The sequence below is a fragment of the Labrenzia sp. THAF187b genome, from assembly GCF_009363375.1.
GTDB lineage: Bacteria > Pseudomonadota > Alphaproteobacteria > Rhizobiales > Stappiaceae > Roseibium > Roseibium algicola.
This window is the reverse complement of the sequence record NZ_CP045344.1, coordinates 2,614,695-2,638,643: the sequence shown is the minus strand read 5'-3', so window position 1 is coordinate 2,638,643 and position 23,949 is coordinate 2,614,695. Positions and strand designations below refer to the sequence as shown.

The following is a 23,949-nucleotide window of genomic DNA, read 5'->3' as shown; positions in this document are numbered from 1 at the left end:
GTGAAAAGATCACTCGCCTGGTGGCTGCAATGCGCGGTCACGCTTGTTATCGCCGCCTTTCTGCTGGTCCCGGCCATCCAGTCGATCCTGGCCGGGGTAACAGCCAACTACTTCCGCGGTCTTTCCTCTGGCCTGACCCTGAAATGGATCGGGCGGGTCTGGGAGTTATATTCCGCCAGCATCTTCCTGTCGCTCTGGCTCGCGATAGCCTGCCTTGCCGTCACGCTGGTGATCGGCGTTCCGGCGGCCTACGCCCTTGCCAGGAATCCCGGACGCCTGTCGCGCCTGCTGGAAGAGTTCATCTCGTTGCCGCTCGCCATTCCCGGCCTCGCACTGGCGCTCGCGCTCTTGCAGCTTTACGGGACCTTGTCCGGGTTCCGCACGTCCTGGACCTTCATCCTCGTCGGCCATGTTCTCTACACGCTGCCGTTCATGGTGCGATCGGTTCTCGCCGTTCTGATGGCCATGGATTTCCGCAGCCTTGAAGAAAGCGCGGCGACACTTGGCGCGTCTGCCTTCACGCGGTTTCGAACGGTGATCATCCCCAATGCCATGCCGGGCATCCTGGCTGGTGCCCTGACCGTGGTGACGCTCTCCATCGGCGAATTCAACCTCACCTGGATGTTGCACACGCCTTATCTGAAAACCCTGCCCGTCGGCCTTGCCGACAGCTATGCCTCCATGCGGCTGGAGGTCGCCTCCGCCTACACGCTCGTCTTCTTCGCGATGATCGTACCGCTGTTGATGGCAATGCAATGGGCCTCCGCCAGAGCGCAAAGGATCGCTCAATGACCCTGACAATCGAAAACGCCGCCAAGACCTTTGCCGATGGCACGCGGGCCCTGTGCCCGACCAACCTGACAGTCGGTCCCGGCGAAATCCTGTCGCTGCTAGGTCCCTCCGGCTGTGGCAAGACGACCCTGCTGCGCATCATTGCCGGACTGGAGCGCCCCGATGCGGGCAGCCGGATCCGGTTCGACGAGATCGACGTGACCGGACTTGCCGTGGAACATCGCAATGTCGGCATGGTGTTTCAGTCCTATGCGCTCTTTCCCAACATGAGCGTGCGCGCGAATGTCGGCTACGGCCTGAAGGTTAGAAAAGTGCCGGCGGCAGAACGCCGGCAACGTGTGGACGAGGTGCTGAGCCTGTGCCGCCTTACCGACTACGCCGACCGGCCGACACATGCCCTTTCGGGCGGCCAGCGCCAACGCGTCGCCCTGGCACGGGCCGTGGCACCGCGCCCGAAAATCCTGCTACTGGACGAACCCCTGTCCGCGCTGGACGCCGCCTTGCGCGACAACCTGCGTGACGAACTGGCCGCAATGCTGCGGCAATTCCAGATCACGGCTGTTTTCGTCACCCACGACCAGAGCGAGGCGATGGCGATCGCGGACCGGATCGCGGTGATGTCGAGCGGAACCATGCTTCAGGTCGGCCGGCCAGAAGAGCTGTACCACACTCCGGCCAATGCCTTCGTCGCCCGGTTCATCGGCAACGCCATGCCATTGACCGGACACATGGAAAACGATGTATTGCAACTGCCTGGCGGACAGTTGAAGCTTCCCGCTGGCGCCGCCGGCAAAACAGCTTACATACGGTCGGAAAACGTCCGGCTAGACCAGACAGGATCCTTGTCGGGAACGGTGGAAACCGTCACGTTCTCCGGCGGTCATTTCCGTCTCGCCGTGGGCGGCGTCCTTCCGGATGCCGGCCTTCTCTATCTTCAGCACCCGGGCAGGACAGCCCCTGAACCCGGCAGCACCGTGCGCCTCACCATTGATCCCTCCGACCTCATCTTCCTTGCAGACCAGACATCGACCCATTCATGACCAAGATCATTCAGATTTCAGACACCCACATTGTTCCCGAAGGAGCACTCGCCTACGGACAGGTCGACACGGCCGCGGCCCTTGCCGAAACGGTCGCCACAATCAACCGCCTGCTGCCGCAGATCGGTCCAGTCGACCTCGTGATCGTTACAGGCGACCTGACCGAACATGGAACGCCGGAAGAATACGACCGGTTCAAGATGCTGATGGCGGACCTCGACCTGCCCTACAGGGTGCTGCCGGGCAACCACGACCGGCGCGAGCCGATGCGGGAGAGCTTCGCAGACGCACAGTGGATGCCCCGCACCGGCCCCCTGGACTGGCAGATCGATTTTGAAGACTTTGCCGTTGTCGGGCTCGACAGCCTTACCGAAAGCGCAGCGCATGGCACACTTGAACCGGCAACCCTGTCCTTCCTGACAGACGCGCTCTCCGGTCTTGGCGACAAACCCGCGATCGTCGGTTTTCATCATCCTCCCTTTGCCGTGGGGATCAAGGCGATGGACGCGCAGAACCTGCACGACGCAGACAGCCTGGGCACTGCCCTCTCCCTTCATTCCGGGCAGGTTCGGCTTGTCTGCGGCCATCTGCACCGCTCCATCGCCGGGCTCTTTTCCGGCAGCCTGTGTCAGGTCTGCCCCGGCACCTCGCATGCGGTCACGCTGGACCAGCGCGCAAACGCCGGCAACAGCCTGACCAAGGAACCTGGCGGGATGCTGCTGCACGAATGGCGTGACGATGGTTTCCTGACCCACCTCATTCCGGTCGGCGCCTTTCCGGGGCCTTATCCCTTCCTGGGTGTTTCCTGAGGACCTGAAACGGGCGTCATGCAACGCGCCTGCCGGTGCCTCATGGCCCGGGAAACGTCGACCGCCATCGGCGCAAAAAGGTTTCCCGGGTCAGGGCATCCAGCGCAACCATGAGCGCAGGGGAGAGACCGATCGGCCGCAGGGCTGTCGAACTCAGGACTTCGCCTTCGTTGCCATCCTCCGTTTCCAGAAGCGGGCTGATCAGCAATGCGGTCCGAAGTGCAAGCGTGCCTTCCGAGGACAAGAGAAAATCCAGGAACGCCTCGGCCTCGGCTTCGTTGTTTGCCTGCTTCGGGATCATGAAGGTGCGCGACAGGACCAGTGTGTAGTCGGACGGCAGCACGATGCCGATCCGGTCGTCGTTGAGCTGATAGCCCTGGGCGTAGGAGCCAAGCACGTTGTAGGCGATCAGATAGCGCCCCTCGGCAACACCCTTGATGATGTCGACCGAGCAACAGGTGGAAATCGCCTGTGAGCGGCCGAAGGATTCCTGCAGCGCGCCGAAGGTGGTTGCTTCCTGTGCGTCGGCAAAAGCAAACAGATACCCGAGCCCCGACTGCTCGATGTCATAGGTCGCGACCCGCCCTGCATAAGGCGTGCCGGAAGGCCGAAGGAGATCGAGCAGGTCGAAGCGGGTCTGCGGAATATCCTCCACGGGCACCAGCTCGCGGTTATAGACGATCACCGCGGGCTCGCGGGTGATGCCCCACAATTCGTCGCGCCAGCGAAGGGCCTCCGGCAACTGTTCGGTCAACCGTGAGCGGTAGGACGCTGCGCAGGCTTCGTTGACCAGCTGCACCATCTGGTGAACACCGGAGCTGATGACGATGTCGGCACCTGGAACGCCGTCGCGGCAGTCCCTGCGGGACAGGCGGTAGAGCTCGTTCGATCCCCATTGCTCGTAGCGCACCTGCAGGCCTGGCCGGGTGCGTAGGAAGCTTTCGACCACGGGACCGAAGATCGAAATATCCGTCGTGGAGCGCACCACCAGCACACGGTTGGTGGTCTCCGGTCCGAAAATCTCCACCAGCTCCTGTGCCGAAACAGCCCTGCCGGTGGCAAGCAGCATCACGACTGCAGCCAGGCACTTCAGCAGATAGGCGAGCCGCTTCATGCCCGCCCCTCCGGTACGGCTGCAAACACAAGGGCAGCGCGAAAACGCGCCCCACCGGTCTTTTCCAGGCGCAATTCGCCATCGTAGGAAAGGGCGACGGAATGCGCGATCGCAAGACCGAGGCCGGAACTGCTTTGCCGCGACAGCGCGCCCTTGTTGAAACGGGACCCCAGTTCGGCAAGAACCCCATCCACCGGTCCACCACCCGCATCTTCCACCCAGATACTGGCCCGCCCGCCTTGCAGCGAAGCCCCGACCCGCACCGGCGAGCGGCCGTATTTGAGCGCGTTGTTCAGGAGGTTCTTCAAGGCTTCCTTCAGCGATTGCACATCCGCCAGCACTTCGACAGGGTCTTCGCCGATATCCAGAATCACGTCGAATTCCGGATTGAGGACCGCGTGGTCGCCTTCCTCGAAAACGTCGAGGGCAATGTCGCGCAAGTCCACCTTCTCCCGTCTGGCGCTGTCGCCGCGATGGATCACCAGTGCCTGGCTCAGAAGCTGGTCGAGCAGACGGCCGAGGCTTGCCGTTCGGGTCTGTATCCTCTCGACGATCTTTTCCTTGCGGGAAAGTTCCGGCTCGTCGGTGAAGAGATCCGCCTGGGCCCTGAGGGCAGCAACAGGCGTCCTGAGCTGATGCGCGGTGTCGGAGATCAGATGCCGCATGGAGTTCATCTGCCGGTCGAGCCGGGCCATGAAACCGTTGAGGGCATTGATCATCACCGCGGTTTCCCGTGGCACCGAGGTGTCGAGCGGTGTCAGGTCGTGGGGGTCCCGTGCCGAGAGACCGCCGGCGATCCGTTCCAGCGGCTGCAGCACCGAGCGGACGACGACGACCGACAACAGCACCATTGCCAGCCCGGAGGTTGCAAGCACGTAGAGCGCCTTGCGGGTGATGTCATAGGCCATGTCGTTACGCGCCCGCAGGGTCTGGCCGACGACCACCTTGATCGTGCCGTTGAGCGTACGCTCGGCAAACCGGCGCGAGACCACGGCAAAACGGGCTGGCTCTCCAAAGAACGAACCGTCGAAAAACCCTTCCCGGAAATCGCGCCGGCCTGTCGGCAGGGTGATTTCATCATAGCCGGTCAGCGTCACACCCTCCGGGCCGATAATGCGATAGCCGATCCTGTCGTCGGGGGCGAGTGCCAGCAACTCGAACGCCGACACCGGCAACTCGATGACGGGCCTGTCGTCCTGAACGGTGATCGACGAGGCGATGCCTGTCGCCGCGCCCAGGAGCAACCGGTCGTAGGCGCTTCTGGCCGCTTCCCGGCCATAGGCGAATGCCGCGATGGAAACGATCACCCCGCCAAAGATCAGCAGAAAGGCAATCCCGAAGGCAACACGTGCGGTGAGCGAGGTAGACGCCAGCCTGCGGATGAGATCAGTCATCGACTTCCAGCTTGTAACCAAGCCCTCTCTGGGTCTCGATCCTGACAGATCCGCCCGAGAGTTTCTTGCGCAGCCGCGCAACATATAGCTCCAGCGCGTTCATGCTGACGTCGGTGTCCTGGAAACTGAACACCCCTTCGAACAGACGTTCCTTGCTGACGGTCTTGCCGCGATTGCGGACCAGGATCTCCAGCAGCGAGAATTCGCGCCGGGTCAGATTGATCGGGCTGTCGCCCTGACGCACGACCCGCGCCGAAGCATTGAACGTGAGGCTGCCGAGCGTCAGTTCCTCGGCCTTGTCGCCCTGTTCGCGTCGATAGAGTGCGCGGATGCGGGCTTCCAGCTCGCGGTGGTCGAACGGCTTGACCAGGTAATCATCGGCCCCGGAATTGAGCGAGGATACCCTGTCGTCGACGGAAAATTCCGCCGTTAGCATCAGCACCGGCGTGCGCTCGCCCCGAGACCTGATCTCTTTCAGCAGCTCGGTGCCCAGGCCATCCGGCAAATTGATATCAAGAACGATCACGTCGTAATGCTGAACGTTGACGCAGGCCCTTGCCTCTTCCAGCGACTTTGCCAGATCGCAGGCAATGCCAGACCGGTCCAGCCGGATCATGATCGCCTCCGCCATGTCAAACGTGTCTTCAACGAGCAAAAGGCGCAAAGATTCGTTCCTCCCGCCCCCAGTCTTGCCCCGCAAATTCGCTGCTTGCAAGCAATGTGCCCCCTGGTGACAGGTTGATGACAGGGTTTGACGCTAGGCTCTCCTCACGTCCGTTGGGAGGACCCGCTTTAACGCGGCACAACGGATACCAGGGGCTCACCAAAAGCCTTGCACATGTGGAGGAAACACAACATGGCATTCAAAACGACCCGCCTTCTGCTGGCGGCCGCATTCCTTGGCGCATCCGCTTTCGGCGCAACAGCTGCCGATTTCACGCCGGAAAACCCGGAGTGCATCGCACCGGCCAACCCGGGTGGTGGCTGGGACTTCACCTGCCGCCAGGTCGGCAAGACCCTTCAGGACCTGAAGCTTCTCGACAAGACCATGCAGGTTGTGAACCTGGCTGGCGGCGGCGGCGGTGTGGCCTATGCTGAAGTCGTCAACAAGCGCGGCGACGACAACGACCTCATCGTTGCAGCTTCCTCGGCAACCGCAACCCGCCTTGCCCAGGGCGCCTTCCCGGGCAACACCATGGACCAGGTTCGCTGGGTGGCTTCCGTTGGTGCTGACTACGGCGTGATCGCCGTTGCGGCCGACAGCCCGATCAACACCCTGCCGGAACTTCTCGACCAGATGAAATCCGACCCGACGTCCGTGTCCGTTGCCGGCGGTTCCGCTGTTGGTGGCTGGGATCACCTGAAGGTTCTGATCGCTGCAAACGCTTACGGCATCGAAGACGTCCGCACCGTGAAATACATCGCTTTCGACGGTGGTGGCGAAGCCGTGACCCAGCTTCTGGCCGGTTCCGTCCAGGCTTTCACCGGTGACATTTCCGAAGCCAAGGGCTTTGTCGACAGTGGCGACATCAAGGTGATCGCTGTTCTGGCACCTGAGCGTCTGTCCGGCGAATTCGCCGACTTCCCGACGGCAAAGGAACAGGGTGTCGATGCGATCGGCGCAAACTGGCGCGGCTTCTACGCACCGGGCAACATGTCCGACGACGCCTATAACGCATGGGTGTCCAAGATCTCCGATCTGTACGCAAGCGAAGAATGGAAAGGCATCATGGCTGCAAACGGTCTGGCTCCGCTCGACCTGCAGGGTGCCGAGTTCCAGGAATTCGTTGCCAACTCGGTTCAGCAGATCCAGGACATCTCCAAAGAAATCGGCATCATCAAATAAGAATGCCGTCAGTCCGACTGGAGGGGGCGCAGTCCATGTGCCCCCTTCTTTTTCAGGACGCGTCCGAACGCGGGCAATATCCGGTTTACCGCACGCAGCTTTGAGACTGACAGCGTAACGCCGGAAGTATGTCTGCCTGATCATTGTCCGCCCGATTGGGCAAAGTGGATTGTCGGCGGACACAGTGGCACACTTCGGGTGCCAACAAACAACAGAACACATAAGGGGCGGCCGCCGGACTTGGGGAGGAGCCGCTATTAGGAAGGTATCCATGAGCGACCGCATCTTTGGCGCGGTCGGGCTACTTCTCGCGCTGGGATATGCCTGGGCCGCTCTTGTCATCGAAGAAAGCTTTCTGTCCGACGCTGTCGGCCCGAAGGCGTTCCCCCTGATCATCGCATCCGTGTTGGGTCTGTCGTCGCTGGCGATTTTCCTGAAACCCGACGTCGCGCCGGAATGGCCGTCGCTGCCGCGTCTCCTTGAAGTCGCCATGGCAGTGCTGGCGATGATCCTCTACGCGATACTTCTGCCGGAAGCCGGCTTCATCATCGCGACAGCCGTTGCCGCTGCCTATCTGACCTGGCGCCTCGGCTCTTCACCGATCGGCTCGCTCATTACAGGTTGCCTGACTTCGCTCGGCATCTATGCGGTCTTCCACCTCGTTCTTGGCCTGTCCCTGGCCAAGGGCCCGTTCGGCTTTTAACGGAGCATCGCCATGGAAACTCTCTCTTCACTGGCCGACGGCTTCGCAATCGCGCTGACCTGGCAGAACCTGATGCTGGCCCTGCTCGGCTGCTTTCTCGGCACCATCATGGGCGCCCTGCCGGGCCTCGGCCCGTCCAACGGCGTCGCCATTCTCATCCCGCTTGCGTTCACGCTCGGTCTCGGTGCCACGCCATCGCTGATCCTGCTGACGTCGGTCTATTACGGCGCCATGTACGGCGGGCGTATCTCGTCAATCCTCTTGAACATTCCCGGTGACGAACCGGCGATGATGACCTGTCTCGACGGTTACCCGATGGCCCAGCAGGGCCGCGCAGGCGAGGCCCTCTCGCTGTCGGGCGTTGCCTCCTTCGTTGGTGCCTTCCTGGCCACCTGGGGCCTGATCCTGCTGGCACCGCAGCTGGTCAAGATCGCGCTTCTGTTCGGTCCGGCGGAATATTTCGCCCTGTTCACCCTGGCCTTCGCCACCCTGGGCGGCGTTGCCTCGACCAACCAGGCCAAGACCGCCTTCGCAGCCGCGCTCGGCATCGGCCTTGCCACCGTCGGTGTCGACACCCAGACAGGCGTGCCGCGTTTCACCTTCGGCGAAGTGCATCTCTACGACGGGATCGACTTCCTGGTTGCCATCGTCGGCCTGTTTGCACTGTCCGAGGTCTTCCTGTTCCTGGAACACCGCCACGGCAATGCCGACGCCAACTCCAGCAAGATTTCCGTCGGCCGGCTGATGCCCAGCTTCTCGCTGCTGAAGTCCTGCACCCCGACCATGCTGCGCACCAGTCTGCTCGGCTTCGTTGCCGGCGTTCTGCCTGGTGCCGGCGCGTCGCTCGGCTCGTTCATATCCTATACGTTCGAGAAGAAACTCGTCGACAAGGAAGGCACCTTCGGCAAGGGCGACCCGCGCGGTGTCGCCGCGCCTGAAGCCGGCAACAACGCCGCAGCGGGCGGCGCGCTGGTGCCGATGCTCGCCCTCGGCGTTCCTGGCTCCGGGACTACGGCCGTGCTGCTGGCGGTTCTGCTGGCGCTCAACATCACCCCGGGCCCGCTGCTGTTCACCCAGCAGCCGGATGTGGTCTGGGGTCTGATTGCGGCCCTGTTCATTGCCAACTTCATGCTGCTGGCCATGAACATTCCGATGATCGGTCTCTTCACCCGCGTCCTGTTGATCCCGCCGCGCATCCTCATGCCCATCGTCGCCATGGTCAGCTTCGTCGGCATCTACGGCATCTCGGGCTCCTCCTTCGACCTTCTGGTCATGGTCGGCTTCGGTGTGCTGGGCTGGGTGCTGCGCAAGCTGGACGTGCCGCTGGTCCCGATCATCCTCGGCACGCTGCTCGGCAACGCAATGGAAAACAACCTGCGCCGCGCGATTACCATCAGCAACGGCGACTGGTTCACCCTGATCGACAGCCCGCTGTCGCTGACCCTGTGGAGCATGGCCATCATCGGCTTCGTCCTGCCGATCATCTTCGGCAAGGTCCTGAAGGCCCGCATGCGTCACATGAAGAAGGACGAAGAGGGCTCGGTCATCGACTGATCGCTGCCAACACCGCAAGAAACGAAAACGCCCTCTCCTTCCGGATGAGGGCGTTTTTTGTTTGCGGACGTCTCACCACCGTCATTCCCGATGGTCCGAAGCGAAGCTGCCACCCAGCGGGAAACCAACGTGCAAGGCGCCAGTCGAAAATGCTTCAGATTTGAGAAGACGAACTCAGCTAAACCACCAGCGCTCCGTAGCGCGCAGACCGTCGAGCGGCCAGTTTGCGGCGACTTTTTCCGGATGACTGACCTTGTCGCTGAGTGCCATCACGTAGCTTGCGAACATGGGGATGATGGTGCCGCCGTCGGTCCTGACGATGTTCTGCATCTCACGATACATATCCGCGCGTTTTGCTTCGTCGAGTTCGGAGCGCGCTTCGCTCAGAAGCCGGTTGAAGCGCTCGTTGTCCCAATAGGTATCGTTCCACGGTGCCCCGGCGGCGTAGGCGAGCGTGAAGGTCGCGTCCTCAGTCGGTCGTCCGGTCCAGTAGACCGCGCAGAACGGCTTCTTCATCCAGACATCGGACCAGTAACCGTCATTGGGCTCGCGCACCGGCTGAATGTTGATACCGGCCGCCTCTGCCTTGCTTGAATAGAGCACCGCTGCATCGACAGCGCCGCCAAAAGCAGCGTCGGAGGCGGAGAGTTGCAGATCCAGTGAGCTGAGCCCCGCCTGTTTCAGATAATATTTCGCCTTGTCCGGGTCATAACCGGTCTGCTCAAGATCGGCTGCGTAGAAGCGGTTGGCCGGGCTGATCGGGTGGTCGTTGCCAACCGAGCCATAGCCAAAGAGGATCTTGTCGACGAGTTCCTGCCGGTCGATGGCGTATTTCAATGCCATGCGGACATTGTTGTCGTTGAAGGGCGCTGCCCGTGTGTCCATGGCGAACGTATAGTGCTGGCCACCGGTCGCCGAAACGATCTGGACGCCCGGCGCGCGCTGGAACAGATGCACCGTCTTCAGATCCACCTGGTCCACGACGTCGACATTTCCGGTCATCAGGGCAGCCTGCCGCGCTGCCGGATCGACAATGGCCATCAGGACAACCGCATCGAAATGGGCACGGTCCGATTTCCAGTAATTCGGATTGCGCGTGAGCTCGGCGATGTAGCCGGGTTTGAAGTTGGTGACTTTGTACGGACCGCACCCGTCACCGCTGGTGGGATCGATCTTGCCATCCGATGACTTCAGGATCGGCAGATGGTAGTCGCTCACCACATAAGGGAAATCGGCGTTGCCTGCATCCAGCGTGAAGACGACGGTATCGGCGTCGCTGGCAATGTCGGTAACCGGTGCAAGGAAGGGTTTGGCAGCCGAACTGCTGTCCGCACCGCGGTGATAGTTGATCGAGGCAACGACATCATCAGGTGTCACGGTACCGCCGCTGTGGAACTCGACACCGCTGCGGATCTTGAACGTCCAGACCTTTGCATCGGGAGACGACGTCCAGCTTTCCGCCACTTCCCCGATGAGGGATCCGTCCGAGGCGATCTCCACCAGGTAGCCGTTGCGGGCAAAGGCGAAGACCTGCGAATAGGTGTTGTCCCAAACTGCCGGATCGTACGTGTCGTTGGTATTGCCCGAGGCAATCCCGAAGCGGATCGTTCCGCCTTTTTTGGGCTGGGCAACGGCCGGCCCGATACCAAGAGACGATACGAGAGCCGTGGCGCCAAGCGCAGCAGTTCCCCCGAGAACGCTTCGCCGTGAGACTGCCAGTCGGTTTTGCGGCGTAAAGGCCTCTCCCATTCCATGGTTCTCCTTGATGAGCGTGATAGGTTTCAGTTCAACTTGTTGGCCGGTACCGACGGCCAGTCGAGAAAACCGGAATTTCGGCAAATTCCGCCCGCCCGGCCCGCTGGTGTCACCATCGGGCCTTGCATGATCTTGTTTCGAGTGTCCGCTGCCTTGCGTCCGCAGCCTCGGGCCGTGCCGGTGCCTAGCTGGCGTAGTTCGAGCCTTCGTCGTCCAGAATGGCTTTCAATTCGGCGAAGTGGTCGTGTCCAAGGCCCGGATAATTTTCAATTTCCTGCGCGGTCTTCTCGGCAATCTCAGGGCTGAGAACGCGCAGTGGTTTTCCGGTCTGCAGTGCCCGGATGTAGGTCTCCGCAGCACGTTCGAAATGATAAAGGCGGTCAAAGGCTTCCGCGACAGTGCTGGCGACGACCAGAACGCCGTGGTTGCCCATGATCAGCACCTTGAACTTCGGGTCGCGAAGCAACATCGCGCAGCGTTCGCCTTCTTCCTCGAAAGCAAGTCCGCCATAGTTCTCGTCAATTGCAAAGCGGCCATAAAAAGTCGCGGTGTTCTGGTCGATCGGCGGCAGAGTGCTGTCGGCAAGGCAGGCCAGAACCGTGGCATGGACCGAATGCACATGCATGACGCAGCGCGCATGTGGGCATTGCCGGTGGATGGCGCCATGCAATCCCCAGGCAGTCGGGTCCGGGGCATTTGGATGTTCCAGCGTTTGCGGGTCATTTGCATCCAGCAAAATCAGGTCGGATGCCCTGATCCGGCTGAAATGCCGCTGGCGGGGGTTCACCAGAAAAGCCGTGCCTTCGTCATTGACGACAAGGCTGAAATGATTGGCGACGGCTTCGTGCATTCCAAGACGCTCGGTCCAGCGGAATGCTGCCGCCAGGTCGATCCGCTCCGCCCAGTGGGTGATGTTCGAATGTTCTGCAACACGCAGCATGCACTGTCTCCCTCGCTTTCTCTTCGACGCTAGGGAGCGCTTTCAACATTGACAAACAATATATTCGATGGCGTTGCATTAATAAAATTAATACGCATTATGTCAGTTGATGAATGAGTGAGGTGCACGCATGAAGACGGTTGGATTGCCTCCGCTGGCCTGGTTGCGGGCATTCGAGGCAACTGCGCGCCATCTCAGCTTCACCCGCGCCTCGCAGGAATTGAACCTGACCCAGTCCGCGGTCAGCCAGCATGTACGCAGCCTCGAGACCTTGCTCGGCTGCAATCTGTTTGTGCGCAAGACGCGTGCCCTGGAACTGACGCTCGAAGGGGAAACCTATCTGCCGAGCCTGCGTGAAGCCTTCGACCTGATCACCAGGAGCACGCAGCTTGTCACCGGCAGTGACCTGGGGCGCAACCTGACGCTTCAGTGCAATCTGGCCTTTTCCGTCTATTGGCTGGCCCCGCGCCTTCGCCGGCTTTACGAAGAATTTCCCTGGCTGACGCTCAACATAGTGACATCGATCTGGGACACCGAAAAGCGCGCGGCCGATGCCTCCCTGGAAATCCGCTTCGCCCGTCCGGAGGACATGCCGACCGCCGCCATTCGGCTTGCAGAGGAAAAATGCTATCCGGTCTGCTCACCCGACCTGCCTCAAGAAGAGCGCTCACTGGAGAGCGGCAGGCTGTTCGACTGCGCGGGCATCACCGGCTCCTGGTCCGGTTGGATGAACTCGCAAGGCAGGTCCTTTGCTAGGGAAGCCGAAGTCAATCTGGCGTCGACCTATGTGATCGCGATTTCGGCAGCCTTGAACGGTGCGGGCCTCGTCCTCGCACACGACACACTCGTCGGTGACCTCCTCCGAAGCGGTGACCTTGTTCGTCCCTTTGAACATCAGGCGCCCCTGAGTGAAGCCTACTTCGTCCGGACCCCGCCACCTTACGCGGAAACGCCTGCCTCCAAGGTGTTTTTGGACTGGATCCAGAAAGAGCGGGCTTCTGCGCGCTGATCTGCAATCCAGCCTGGCAGCGCAAGCAAAGACGCTTTCACAAGAGCGCAATAGTCTGAGTTTTTGAAAACAGCCACGCGCCCAAGGCAAGAGGATATCCGGGTTCCGGATCTTACCGCATAGCCACGCCGCGGGCCGCCCGGAATACCGGTGGAGGGGGCATCACACCCTCTCAATGAGGCCTCAAAAACGGCCAAAACCTCTCCCCCAAGCCCAAAACCGCCGCCTTCAAGTCAAGTGACATGCAGCACAAGTACGACCCGCAGGACGCGTGATATCCAGCCTCTCAACGAGAACTCAAGTGATACCGAAAAAGAGGTGTAAATCTGATGCACGTTCAAATCAGAAAACCGAAGAACCCCATCCCCAGGAACTACTTTCCCCACAACCGTGTGGAACAAAAGCGCGACGGCGTCTGGGTGAGGTGCGGAGTCGTTATGCCTGTCGGCGCCGGCGATAGCTGGGAGACGATCGGCAAGTTCTGCGACGGCATTCCCGCCGAAGAAGTGGCCTATGCCAACTTCGAGACCTATGACCCCGCCGAGATCAACTGGTACCTGAGAGAATATGTCGGCTGCCACAAGCCTGGCCCTCGCGGCTTCAACTTCACGTTCGATGGCGCCAAGCCTGGTCTTATCCTGGCTCCGTTCCGGGATGCGCTTATCGGCGATGTGGTGGAGCGCGCGCACAGGCAGGAGGAGCGCCGTCAGCGCCGCACCATCCTCGATCGGCGATGGGACAACCGCAATATTGACATTCCGGAGGGTGAAAAACTCGTCGTCCAGGCACGCGAAATGATCTACCGCCGCGTTCAGAACCACGTCCCGAACTCGCAGGATTTCGATCTCCAAAAGGAATTGACGGGATTTCTCGTCGGCGAGGCGATTGACGGTGGCGGCGGACTCCTCACGCCGCACAAGGCGCTCTTGAAGACCTTGCTCAAGCCCCTCAAGGAACTCCATCCGGAAAACGAGCGGGTTCGTAAGCTTCGCAAGAAGTATTATGAAGGGTTCGCGAACGGTGTGGCGGCGGCGCTCTTTCCAGGGCACGACTACGCGCTTCACGACAAGGTCCCGGGAGAGAGGTTCTTCTACAATGCCGGTCTCGAGCATGGTCGCCAGATGAGCGGTCTGCAACGTTACCAGTTCGTGATGGGGCTGATGGAACGCGCACGCCGTTACGGTCTGCGGGGAGGCAACCCGATCTATCAGCAGAAAGCCAACTTCTCGAAGGGTTTTGGCGGACGTGCCGTCGCGTTCTATCTCGCACGGGAATTGTCTTCCAGCCGTCTGCTGGAACGCAATATCCACGAGACACCGCTCAAGGAAGACATTGTGGATGCAGTAAAGGACACCCTCACGGACAAAGCCAAGGAAGCTGTCGGTATCCCGTCCTTCTGAGACGGGCTACTGCTGGTCTTATGCGACTGCTCGGTACGTGCAGAAGGCGGCGCCGGTCAAAAAGCGAGCACAGAAATATTCATTTCGTGCGTGTTGAGGGGTGCGCAGAGCCGCCTCCCTCACTCCTTAAGGAGACCCTGCCGGTTACTCCTGCGCCGCCAGGCTTTCCCAAACCTGCCACGCCTCGTCGAACGCCGGTGTTCCGCCTTCCGACTGGATATAGGCGCGGACATAGGCCTGACGGTCTGCAATTTGTTTGGGAATGGTGAGGGTGTATTCCGGGCCGCCCATGCCACCTTCGACTGTCGTCAAGGTGTGCGGGGCGGGATCGGTCCCTTCGGTGTCGACCCCGCCGGCGACCGGTTGCGGCGCGGTGGTCCAAATGGCGATTTCATCGACTTCGCGCAGAGCCTCTTCCGGCAAAAGCAGAATGTGATCGGCACCAGTTTCGACCTTGCGTCCTTCGGGTACGCCAAACTGCAGGCCGTCGACAACTTCAGTCTTCATCTCAATCACTCTTTGCTGCTCGGCATTGCAGGACGCCAGAATAAACGGAACCAGAAAGGGAAATATTTTCAGCCACTTCACCATGATATCTTGGCGCCTGACATGTCGGAATGAGCTTCACCGACAAAGCTTCCCCAACCGGTCACCCTGTCGTCCCACGGCCGTGAGGTATATTCGGACCCAAGGGCCGCAACGTTGTCCGCAGGCCAGTTCCTGGCATGCTGGGCATAGGCGGCAAAATTGATGCCGGGAAACGCAGCGGCAGTTCTTGGCAAGTCCGTCTTTGTCTTTTTGCCGACGAGATTGGCAACATACCTGATGTATTTCGCGACAGCGAAGATGTTGAACTCGTCGCACGTCAGAAGCGTCGCGATCTGCGCCCCGTCGAGACCTTGCCTCCGTTTGTGTTCCAGCAACCCGGAGAACAGATCCGTACGCGCGACAGTGTCGTCACGCACCTGACCAAGGCCTACAGAGGTTGTGCGCCGTGAGACCGAGTGCGTCGCCGCGGTGTAGTCGAGCATGTCTTCGTTTTGAGATTGATCACGCTGTTCCGCCAAGACGATCGCTCCAATGACTTCCGGCGTCAGATTATAGGTTTTTGCAGCAGCGTTCATCACGGCTCCCCGTGACGGGCGACCGTTCAGGTAAATCGGCTCAAACAATGTGGAGATCGGCAAACTCGTAATTCGTGCGGCCTGCCGGAGACGTTCATTGGCGGAACTGGGAACTGTCAGGCCATTCCAGAGCGGATTGGAGTAACTGCGCGACACGGGACCGGATGCGCCAGGATCACCTTGCGGATTTGTCTTCTGCTCATAGAGGATGCGTGCCTGGTCAAACGCAGAAACGCGGTGATTGAAGATGTCGCGTCCCGTTGCACCGCTGCCTGAGAAAGACGCGGATGCACTAGAGGGAATAGTCGCACTGGTGATGGGTTTCTTGGTGCTGATCGAAAGCAAGCCGTGCTTGCGCATGCTGTCGGCCAGATCGTTTGCAAGCCCGAACACCTTTGCCGGATTGCCAAATTGCGCGTTGAGGATTGCTGCATCCCGGTCGAAAAAGAAGAAACCAGCCAGGTTGTTTTCGATACTGGAAACTGAGACAGGCCCGGCTTTCGCTGCCATCAGCATTACCGCGTCGTAAAGCGAAGGAGCACTTTGCTGATTGAAGTACCTTGTAAAAAAATCCCTCAGAACTTTCCCGGACTGCAATTGCGTGATTGTTGCATCGAACCTCGAGTCACGTTCAAGAAGTTCCAGAGCTTTTGCCCGCTCCCTGTCGGTAACCCATCGGAAGACATCTCCCAGTTCCAGGAGCTTGATGACCTCATCGCCAACAACGGTCATGATTTTCTTCAACCCCTCTATTGCTCGGGCTGGTCAGGACAGAAATTGTTTTCCAATCCGAAAATTGAAATAAATCAATTAGTTAACACTATATCAGAATCTAACCCTAATTGATTGCCGACCCAGTTACAACTCTAAGGGGCGCAATCGCAATGAACGAGGTCACGCCCGGCCGGTATTTGAACAACCTTGCTGGAGACGTCGGAAAACGCCCCTCCCCGTTCAGATCTCCGTCCGCATCCGGTAGCCCGGGGCGAAGATCAGGCGGACGTGGGTGATCGGCAGGCTGCCGGTCCAGGTGATGCGTTCCATGGCGAAAAGGGCTGCGCCCGTGGAAGCATCCAGTTTGCGCGACAGGGTCTTGTCGGCATTGACGGCGAAGAAGGAAATGTCGCCGTGGCTGTAAGGCGCGTTGTGCACCAGCCACTCGTTGGCGCTGACGTCCTCGAACGTCATGTCACGCGCCGCGGGGGCGGCTTCCAGGTTGATGTAGCGTTCCTCGAAGGCATAGGGCCGGTCGTCGGCAAAATGCAGCGTCTTCAAAAACAGGACATCCGCGCCGAGCGTCACCTGGAATGCGCCGTGCAACATGGGCGGCAGGGGCCGGAGATCCTTTTCCAGAAGGCTGTGCCGGTAGGTGCGGCCAAGGGCTTCGACTTCCTCGCGCAGGATCGGAATGGTGAGCGTGGCGCGCTGGGGCGGGTTGAGCGCAACACGCGTTCCCGCCCGGCGCTTGCGCACCACAAGCCCGCTTTCGGCAAGGTCCCGAAGAGCACGGTTGACGGTGGTGCGGGCGCAGCCGAACTCTTCCGCAAGATCGGCCTCGTGGGGGATCTGCTCCCCCGGCTGCCAGATCCGGTCATGGATCCGCCGAAGAAGTTCTTCGCGAATACCAGTCCAGGAATTTGTGTCCGCAAGCGCCAAGTCGTCTTACCCGTTCAAGTCGTTCTTCACAGTCTGGCGCGCAACGAGGCCATGGTGGCCCGGTATTTCGCGCGGATGGCGTTGCCTTTTACATGGTTTCCGCCGGAAACAACATGCCGGCCGGCGGACCAGACCTCCGCGACCATCCGGTCGTCACCGGCAAAGATCCAGGCATCCAGAATTTCGTCGCCTTCCCGGCCTTCCAGGTCGATGGCGGACCCATCCAGCGCGACGAGATCGGCAAGCGATCCTTCCGATATCCTGCCCGCCGCACGCCCCGCCGCCTGCGCACCACCGGCCACGACGCCGTCGAAGAGGACCCGGCCAGTGGACTTCTCCTTCGTTGCAACAGAAGCACGGCAGGTATCGCGCAGGCGCTGGGAATATTCCAGCGTGCGCAGCTCTTCGGAGAGCGCGATGCGGATGTTGGAATCCGAGCCGACGCCGAAGCGGCCGCCCGCGGCCAGATAGTCGACACCATCGAAGATCCCGTCGCCGAGGCTGGATTCCGTTATCGGACAAAGCCCCGCAACTGCCCCGGTCGCCGCAAGACCGGCGGTCTCCTGCGAGGTCATCTGCGTGCAGTGGATCAGGCACCAGTTTTCTGAAACCGCGTGGTTGGCAAGCAGCCATTCCACCGGGCGCTGCCCCGTGGCCGCCAGAACCTCGTCAACTTCCGGGATCTGCTCGGCAAGATGCATGTGCAGCGGGTTGCCGCCGGCAAGGGCAACGGCCTTCTTCAGACTGTCGGCATCCACGGCCCTCAGTGAATGCGGGGCAACGCCGATGACCGCATCATCGGGCAGGGACTTGAGCGCCTCAGACGCAAGCTCGTGCAGTTTCTGGAAGCGGTCGAAGTCGTTGCCAAAGCGGATCTGTCCGGCAGCCAATGGGCGCCCGTCGCAGCCGCCGAACTGGTAATGAACCGGCAGATGCGTAAGGCCGATGCCGGTATCGGCAGCGGCCGCCATGATGCGGTCCGACATTTCCGCCAGGTTGGCGTAGGAGGCACCGCCCGGCTGATGATGCAGATAGTGGAACTCGCCAACGGCGGCATAACCCGCCTCCAGCATTTCCATCTGCACGAAGGCGGCAATCGCCTCCACATCTTCCGGCGTCAGGGCGTCCAGAAAGCGGAACATGATCTGGCGCCAGGTCCAGAAACTGTCGCGGCTTTCGCTACCGCGCCGCTCGCTCATGCCCGCCATGGCCCGCTGGAAGGCGTGGCTGTGCAGGTTGACCGGGGCCGGCAGAAGAATGCCGACGCGTTCGCCGATTGGCTGCGCATCTCTTTCAACCGAGGCGATCCGGCCGTCCGACCCGATCGAGACAGCGACATTTTCCGCCCAGCCGTCGGCCAGAAGCGCCTTTTCCGCATAAACCGTCGCGCCAGAAACTGTCGACATGCCGTCTTTTCCTCCGTTGACACGTTAATATGTGCATGCATATTATCTAATATCGCAATCTAATCAAGCCGGAGATGGACGTGCTGAAACGCCTCCTCACAAACGCCAAGCTGGCAACGCTCACCGCAAACGGAGAGCCGTACGGCCTGATTGAGGACGGTGCGCTGGTGATCGAAGGCGGGCGGATCGCCTGGATCGGCAAGGCCGCAGACCTGCCATCTCATTATGCGTCGCTCAGCGCGGATGACATCGGCGGACGGCTGGTGACCCCGGGCCTGATCGACTGTCATACCCATGTTGTTTTCGGCGGCGACCGGGCGCGTGAATTCGAAATGCGCCTTCAAGGTGCAACGTACGAGGAAGTGGCCCGGGCCGGTGGCGGCATCGTTTCCACGGTCAAGGCGACGCGCGCAGCCAGCGAAAAGCAGCTGCTGGAAGCTGCCCTGCCACGTGTCGATGCCCTGATCGCCGAGGGCGTCACCGCCATCGAGATCAAGTCCGGCTATGGCCTCGACCGGGAAACGGAGCTGCGCATGCTGCGCACCGCCCGCAAGATCGGCAAGCTGCGCCCGATCACCGTCAAGACCAGCTTCCTGGGCGCCCATGCCATTCCGGCCGAATACAAGGACAAGGCCGACCTCTATCTGGAAAAGGTCTGCCTGCCGACGCTGGAAGCGGCTCATGCCGAAGGACTGGTGGATGCCGTGGACGGTTTTTGCGAAGGCATCGCCTTTTCACCGGAACAGATCGGCAAGGTGTTCGACAAGGCCAAGCAGATCGGCCTGCCGGTGAAGCTGCATGCAGAGCAGCTGTCCAACCTGAACGGCGCGGCCCTTGCCGCTTCCTATGGCGCCCTTTCCGCCGACCATCTGGAATACCTGGATGAAGCCGGCGTCAAGGCGATGGCCGAAAGCGGGTCTGTTGCCGTGCTTTTGCCGGGCGCCTTCTACACCTTGCGCGAAACGCAGTTCCCGCCGCTTGATCTTTTGCGCAAGCACAATGTGCCCGTCGCGCTGGCGACGGACTGCAATCCGGGTTCATCTCCCCTCGCCTCGCTGCTCCTGACCATGAACATGGGCTGCACCTTGTTCCGCATGACACCGGAAGAAGCGCTGGCCGGCGTCACCCGCGAAGCGGCGAAGGCGCTTGGTCTGGACGATCAGGGCACGCTGGAACCCGGCAAACGAGCGGATCTGGCTGTCTGGAACGTCAGCCACCCGGCGGAGCTTTCCTACCGGATCGGCTTCAATTCCCTCTTCAAACGCATTTTCGGAGGCTCTGAATGAGCGCCCTTACCCTGACACCGGGCTCCGTGACCCTGGCGGATCTGGAACGCATCTACCGGGAAGAGCTGCCAGTGCGCATCGACCGCGCGGCGGAAGCCGCGATCAACCTTGCGTCCGAACGAGTTGCCAAGGCAGCTCGGGGCAGCGAGGCCGTTTACGGCGTCAACACCGGCTTCGGCAAGCTGGCCAGCGTCAAGATCGCCCCCGAGGACACTGCAACCCTGCAGCGGAACCTGATCCTTTCCCATTGTTGCGGCGTCGGCGAACCGCTCGACAAGACCACCACCCGCCTGATGATGGTGCTGAAGCTGCTCTCGCTTGGCCGCGGTGCCTCCGGTGTCCGCTTCGAAGTAATGAAGCTGATCGAGGATTGCCTGGAAAGAAACGTCACGCCGATGGTTCCCTCGCAAGGGTCTGTCGGTGCATCCGGCGATCTTGCGCCGCTGGCCCATATGACGGCGGTCCTGATCGGTGAAGGTGAAGCTGATTTCGGCGGCACGCGCATGCCCGGTGGTGAAGCCCTTGCCAAGGCGGGCCTGACCCCGGTCGTGCTTGGCCCCAAGGAAGGCCTTGGGCTGATCAACGGCACGCAGTTTTCGACCGCCTGCGCGCTCACCGGCCTGTTCGACGCCTGGCGTCTGGCCGAAGCGACCCTGATGACCGCCAGCCTTTCCACCGACGCCATCATGGGTTCGACCGCGCCGCTCCTGCCGGAAATCCATGAACTGCGCGGCCATCGCGGCCAGATCGAAGTGGCAAGGGCCATGCGCGCAATCATGGACGGCTCGGAAATCCGCGAAAGCCACCGCGAGGGCGACACCCGCGTGCAGGACCCCTACTGCATCCGCTGCCAGCCCCAGGTTGCCGGCGCCTGTGTCGATCTGCTCCGCATGGCGGCCCGCACGCTCGAGATCGAAGCCAATGCAGCAACCGACAATCCGCTGGTACTAATCGATGCCGACCGGATCGTTTCCGGTGGCAATTTCCATGCCGAACCGGTTGCCTTTGCTGCCGACCAGATAGCGCTGGCCATTGCCGAACTCGGTGCGATTTCCCAGCGCCGTGTCGCGCTCATGGTCGACCCGACGCTTTCCTTCGACCTGCCGCCGTTCCTCGCCAAGGATCCGGGCCTGAACTCGGGCATGATGATCGCGGAAGTGACGACCGCCGCCCTGATGAGCGAGAACAAGCATCTCGCCAATCCGTGCTCGACGGATTCCACGCCGACCAGTGCCAACCAGGAAGACCATGTTTCCATGGCCGCCCACGGTGCTCGTCGTCTTGCCCGTATGAACGCCAACCTCAGCCAGATCCTGGGTGTGGAACTTCTGTGTGCCGCCGAAGGCATCGAGCACCGCGCCCCGCTGAAGACCAGCGCTTCGCTGCAGACGGTGATGGCCGCTCTTCGCGGTGTCGTCCCTTCCCTGGAAAAGGACCGCTACATGGCACCGGACCTGGAAACGGCAGCCGGCCTGATCCGCAGCCGCAAGCTGGTCTCGGCGATTTCCGCCGGCCACATGATCACGCTGGGAGATGTCCATGCAGCCGGTTGACGTCTTCCGCGGTGATGGCCCGGTCGTTCTTGGCGTGCCTCATGCAGGCACATTCGTTCCGGACGACATCAAGGCAAGGTTCAACGACACCGGCCTGAAACTGGCCGATACCGACTGGCATGTGGACCGGCTTTATTCCGATCTCCTGCCCGGTGCGACCATGGTGAAGGCGAACTTCCATCGTTACGTGATCGACGCCAATCGCGATCCGGAAGGCGTCAGCCTTTATCCGGGCCAGAACACCACGACGCTCTGCCCGACCACCGATTTCGATGGACGCCCCATCTACCAATCCGGCATGGAACCGGAGACCGGTGAAATCGAGGCCCGGCGCCTTGCCTGGCATGCCCCCTACCACGCTGCCCTTCAGGCGGAAATGGAACGGGTGCGCGCCAAACATGGCGTCGCCATCCTCTACGATTGCCACTCGATCCGCTCCGTTGTGCCGTTCCTGTTCGAAGGCACGCTGCCCGATTTCAACACGGGCACCAACAATGGCACGACCTGCGCCAGCGCCATCGAGGCTGCCGTGGTCGCCTGCACGCAAGCAGCGGAAGGTTACACGTCGATCCTCAACGGCCGCTTCAAGGGTGGCTGGACGACACGGCATTACGGCCGACCGGCCGAAGGCTTTCACGCCATCCAGATGGAGCTCGCCCAGAAGACCCATCTTGCCACCGAAGACACGCCGTTTGCCTATGACGAGGCCAAGGCCGACCGGCTTCGGACCCATCTGAAAGACATACTGAGCGCGCTGGAAAACCTCGCGCCATCCTTATTCCAGAACAACACCCAGGGAGCGAACAATGACTGATCGCCGCCACAACGCCCGCGACGTATTCCCGCCCACCGGCACCGAGCTCAACACCAAGTCCTGGCTGACCGAAGCCCCGCTGCGCATGCTGATGAACAACCTTCATCCGGATGTGGCGGAAAACCCGCATGAGCTGGTCGTCTACGGCGGCATCGGCCGTGCGGCACGCACCTGGGACGATTTCGACCGCATCGTCGCAAGCCTCAAGACCCTTGAGGAAGACGAGACGCTGCTGGTGCAGTCAGGCAAACCGGTCGGTGTCTTCAAGACCCACAAGGATGCCCCACGCGTTCTGATCGCCAATTCCAACCTGGTGCCGAACTGGGCCAACTGGGACCATTTCCACGAGCTGGATAAGAAGGGCCTGGCCATGTATGGCCAGATGACCGCCGGTTCCTGGATCTACATCGGTACGCAGGGCATCGTGCAGGGCACCTATGAGACCTTCATGGAAGCCGGACGCCAGCACTACGAAGGCAACCTGAAGGGTCGCTGGATCCTGACCGGTGGTCTCGGCGGCATGGGTGGTGCCCAGCCGCTTGCAGCCGTCATGGCCGGAGCTTGCTGCCTTGCGGTGGAGTGCGACGAGAAGAGCGCCGACTTCCGCCTGCGCACGCGCTACGTCGACGAAAAGACCCACTCCCTCGACGAGGCGCTGGCACTGATCGACCGCTGGACCAAGGCAGGCGAAGCCAAGTCCGTGGCGCTGATCGGCAACGCCGCCGATGTGTTCTCCGAACTGGTGAAGCGCGGCGTGAAGCCGGACATCGTCACCGACCAGACCTCCGCCCATGACCCGGTCAACGGTTACCTGCCGCAGGGCTGGACCGTCGCCGAATGGCGCGCCAAGGCCGAGACCGATCCGAAGGCGGTGGAAAAAGCCGCGCGCGCGTCCATGAAGGTGCATGTCGCCGCCATGGTCGACTTCTGGAACATGGGTGTGCCGACACTCGATTACGGCAACAACATCCGCCAGGTTGCCATGGAAGAAGGCCTGGAAAACGCCTTTGCCTTCCCGGGTTTCGTGCCCGCCTATATTCGTCCGTTGTTCTGCCGCGGCATCGGCCCGTTCCGCTGGTGCGCGCTTTCCGGCGATCCGGAAGACATCTACAAGACCGACGCCAAGGTGAAGGAACTGATCCCGGACGATCAGCACCTGCACAACTGGCTGGACATGGCGCGCGAGCGCATTTCCTTCCAGGGCCTGCCGGCACGCATCTGCTGGGTTGGCCTTGGCCAGCGTCACCGCCTCGGCCTTGCCTTCAACGAAATGGTCCGCAACGGCGAACTGAAAGCGCCGATCGTGATCGGCCGCGACCACCTCGACAGTGGTTCGGTCGCATCGCCCAACCGCGAGACCGAAGCCATGAAGGACGGCTCCGATGCCGTGTCCGACTGGCCGCTTCTGAATGCCCTGCTCAACACCGCTTCCGGCGCGACCTGGGTGTCGCTCCACCATGGTGGCGGCGTCGGCATGGGCTTTTCCCAGCACTCGGGTATGGTCATCTGCTGCGACGGCACGGAAGATGCCGATCGGCGAATCGGTCGGGTGCTCTGGAACGATCCGGCAACGGGCGTGATGCGTCACGCGGATGCCGGCTACGAGATCGCGCTCGATTGCGCGAAAGAACAGGGGCTTAACCTGCCGGCTATTCTGGGTCGTCCGGCGTCCTGATGGGCGCAGAAAGATGACCCGGCAACTATAGTTCAATCAACAGTCTGCTTTCATGCTCCAACATGAAAGCAGGTTGATC

21 protein-coding genes are annotated in these 23,949 nt (G+C 61.2%); 12 read left to right on the top strand and 9 right to left on the bottom strand.

Annotated features, from left to right (window positions below; all coding sequences use genetic code 11):
• The 3 genes from FIV03_RS12070 to FIV03_RS12060 are packed head-to-tail and all read left to right on the top strand — an operon-like array spanning position 1 to position 2,641.
• Positions 1-792 carry an ABC transporter permease subunit gene (locus FIV03_RS12070; RefSeq protein ID WP_023003146.1) on the top strand — a complete coding sequence of 264 codons (792 nt, stop codon included), beginning with the start codon at positions 1-3 and terminating at the stop codon, positions 790-792.
• The gene (locus FIV03_RS12065) at positions 789-1,832 is read left to right on the top strand and encodes an ABC transporter ATP-binding protein (RefSeq protein ID WP_152509707.1); all 1,044 of its coding nucleotides are present in this window, start codon (positions 789-791) and stop codon (positions 1,830-1,832) included. The genes FIV03_RS12070 and FIV03_RS12065 overlap by 4 nt, the downstream gene beginning before the upstream one ends.
• Positions 1,829-2,641 (top strand): phosphodiesterase, encoded by an 813-nt coding sequence (locus tag FIV03_RS12060; RefSeq protein WP_152509706.1) that lies wholly within the window; start codon positions 1,829-1,831, stop codon positions 2,639-2,641. The genes FIV03_RS12065 and FIV03_RS12060 overlap by 4 nt, the downstream gene beginning before the upstream one ends.
• Before the next feature lie 40 nt (positions 2,642-2,681).
• Here FIV03_RS12060 and FIV03_RS12055 read toward each other — a convergent pair whose 3' ends face one another.
• From FIV03_RS12055 to FIV03_RS12045, 3 genes are read right to left on the bottom strand one after another with little or no spacing between them, the layout of a single operon-like run.
• Positions 2,682-3,755, bottom strand: coding sequence for an extracellular solute-binding protein (locus FIV03_RS12055; protein ID WP_286202287.1), 1,074 nt, complete (start codon positions 3,753-3,755; stop codon positions 2,682-2,684).
• Positions 3,752-5,149, bottom strand: coding sequence for a sensor histidine kinase (locus tag FIV03_RS12050; protein WP_152509705.1), 1,398 nt, complete (start codon positions 5,147-5,149; stop codon positions 3,752-3,754). Before FIV03_RS12050 ends, FIV03_RS12055 begins: the two co-directional genes overlap by 4 nt.
• Positions 5,142-5,813, bottom strand: a complete 672-nt coding sequence (locus FIV03_RS12045; protein WP_023003141.1) for a response regulator transcription factor — start codon at positions 5,811-5,813, stop codon at positions 5,142-5,144. Before FIV03_RS12045 ends, FIV03_RS12050 begins: the two co-directional genes overlap by 8 nt.
• 192 nt (positions 5,814-6,005) lie before the next feature.
• On the opposite strand from FIV03_RS12045, the gene FIV03_RS12040 reads away from it, so the two are divergent.
• The 3 genes from FIV03_RS12040 (at position 6,006) to FIV03_RS12030 (ending at position 9,252) form a co-directional block, all read left to right on the top strand.
• Positions 6,006-6,995, top strand: coding sequence for a tripartite tricarboxylate transporter substrate-binding protein (locus FIV03_RS12040; RefSeq protein ID WP_152509704.1), 990 nt, complete (start codon positions 6,006-6,008; stop codon positions 6,993-6,995).
• A 271-nt stretch (positions 6,996-7,266) separates the two neighbouring features.
• Positions 7,267-7,698: a tripartite tricarboxylate transporter TctB family protein gene (locus FIV03_RS12035; RefSeq protein WP_055656205.1), complete on the top strand. Its 432-nt coding sequence runs from the start codon at positions 7,267-7,269 to the stop codon at positions 7,696-7,698.
• A gap of 12 nt (positions 7,699-7,710) precedes the next feature.
• Positions 7,711-9,252, top strand: coding sequence for a tripartite tricarboxylate transporter permease (locus FIV03_RS12030; protein WP_152509703.1), 1,542 nt, complete (start codon positions 7,711-7,713; stop codon positions 9,250-9,252).
• Positions 9,253-9,426: 174 nt separating this feature from the next.
• On the opposite strand, the gene FIV03_RS12025 is transcribed toward FIV03_RS12030, so the two are convergent.
• Together FIV03_RS12025 and FIV03_RS12020 are read right to left on the bottom strand one after the other, a co-directional pair.
• Complete coding sequence (locus FIV03_RS12025) at positions 9,427-11,001, bottom strand: ABC transporter substrate-binding protein (protein WP_152509702.1); 1,575 nt, start codon at positions 10,999-11,001, stop codon at positions 9,427-9,429.
• A 190-nt stretch (positions 11,002-11,191) separates the two neighbouring features.
• Positions 11,192-11,947, bottom strand: coding sequence for a class II aldolase and adducin N-terminal domain-containing protein (locus FIV03_RS12020; RefSeq protein ID WP_152509701.1), 756 nt, complete (start codon positions 11,945-11,947; stop codon positions 11,192-11,194).
• Positions 11,948-12,077: 130 nt separating this feature from the next.
• Between FIV03_RS12020 and FIV03_RS12015 the strand changes: the two genes are divergently transcribed.
• Entirely contained in the window at positions 12,078-12,956 is an 879-nt protein-coding gene (locus tag FIV03_RS12015; RefSeq protein ID WP_152509700.1) for a LysR family transcriptional regulator, read from the top strand.
• Between the two features lie 437 nt (positions 12,957-13,393).
• A complete protein-coding gene (locus FIV03_RS12010) occupies positions 13,394-14,356 on the top strand; it encodes a hypothetical protein (protein WP_152509699.1) in 963 nt (320 codons plus the stop codon).
• A gap of 144 nt (positions 14,357-14,500) precedes the next feature.
• Here FIV03_RS12010 and FIV03_RS12005 read toward each other — a convergent pair whose 3' ends face one another.
• The 4 genes from FIV03_RS12005 to FIV03_RS11990 all read right to left on the bottom strand — a co-directional run bounded on the left by FIV03_RS12005 (position 14,501) and on the right by FIV03_RS11990 (position 18,542).
• A complete protein-coding gene (locus FIV03_RS12005) occupies positions 14,501-14,863 on the bottom strand; it encodes a Tsi3 family protein (RefSeq protein WP_152509698.1) in 363 nt (120 codons plus the stop codon).
• Between the two features lie 77 nt (positions 14,864-14,940).
• Positions 14,941-16,212, bottom strand: coding sequence for a hypothetical protein (locus FIV03_RS12000; RefSeq protein WP_152509697.1), 1,272 nt, complete (start codon positions 16,210-16,212; stop codon positions 14,941-14,943).
• A 222-nt stretch (positions 16,213-16,434) separates the two neighbouring features.
• Complete coding sequence (locus FIV03_RS11995) at positions 16,435-17,136, bottom strand: UTRA domain-containing protein (RefSeq protein ID WP_152505638.1); 702 nt, start codon at positions 17,134-17,136, stop codon at positions 16,435-16,437.
• A gap of 26 nt (positions 17,137-17,162) precedes the next feature.
• A complete protein-coding gene (locus FIV03_RS11990; RefSeq protein ID WP_152509696.1) occupies positions 17,163-18,542 on the bottom strand; it encodes a formimidoylglutamate deiminase in 1,380 nt (459 codons plus the stop codon).
• Between the two features lie 74 nt (positions 18,543-18,616).
• Here FIV03_RS11990 and hutI point away from each other — a divergent pair, with 74 nt between their 5' ends.
• Genes hutI through hutU form a run of 4 tightly spaced genes read left to right on the top strand, consistent with a single transcriptional unit; the run spans position 18,617 to position 23,870 of the window.
• Positions 18,617-19,828: an imidazolonepropionase gene (hutI, locus tag FIV03_RS11985; protein ID WP_152509695.1), complete on the top strand. Its 1,212-nt coding sequence runs from the start codon at positions 18,617-18,619 to the stop codon at positions 19,826-19,828.
• Positions 19,825-21,381, top strand: a complete 1,557-nt coding sequence (hutH, locus tag FIV03_RS11980) for a histidine ammonia-lyase (protein WP_152509694.1) — start codon at positions 19,825-19,827, stop codon at positions 21,379-21,381. The genes hutI and hutH overlap by 4 nt, the downstream gene beginning before the upstream one ends.
• On the top strand, positions 21,368-22,195 hold the full coding sequence (gene hutG, locus FIV03_RS11975; protein ID WP_062487314.1) for an N-formylglutamate deformylase: 828 nt from the start codon (positions 21,368-21,370) through the stop codon (positions 22,193-22,195). Before hutH ends, hutG begins: the two co-directional genes overlap by 14 nt.
• Positions 22,188-23,870 (top strand): urocanate hydratase, encoded by a 1,683-nt coding sequence (hutU, locus tag FIV03_RS11970; protein ID WP_055656225.1) that lies wholly within the window; start codon positions 22,188-22,190, stop codon positions 23,868-23,870. Before hutG ends, hutU begins: the two co-directional genes overlap by 8 nt.
• The last annotated feature ends 79 nt before the right edge of the window (positions 23,871-23,949 follow it).